The sequence below is a fragment of the Shewanella sp. CAL98-MNA-CIBAN-0140 genome, from assembly GCF_040309905.1.
In the GTDB taxonomy this organism is placed as follows: domain Bacteria; phylum Pseudomonadota; class Gammaproteobacteria; order Enterobacterales; family Shewanellaceae; genus Shewanella; species Shewanella psychromarinicola.
In genome coordinates, this window is the sequence record NZ_JBEOPI010000286.1 from 1 (window position 1) to 238 (window position 238).

General features: G+C 36.6%; 1 pseudogene. It reads left to right on the forward strand.

The annotated features are described in order from the left end of the window. Positions 1 to 238, forward strand: a pseudogene (locus tag AAEY93_RS21100) (hypothetical protein); the annotation flags it as partial.

A 238-nucleotide genomic window follows, 5' to 3' on the forward strand; every position in this document is an offset into this window, starting at 1 on the left:
GGCATTAATAGTGTTGGCGATCGTTTGATAGAAAGTTCAGACAAGATTGGTAAAGAAATCCAAACAGCAGGTAATGAGTTTACAGATAATACAGCTCGTACTAACGAAAGCTTAAAGACAACATCTGATCATTTACAGTCGCAAACTGAAGTAATTAAGCAGCACTTACAAGATACAGTGACAGACCTAAATAACAATATGCGAGACATGATTGAAAAACTAGTCGATGACGCTAAAG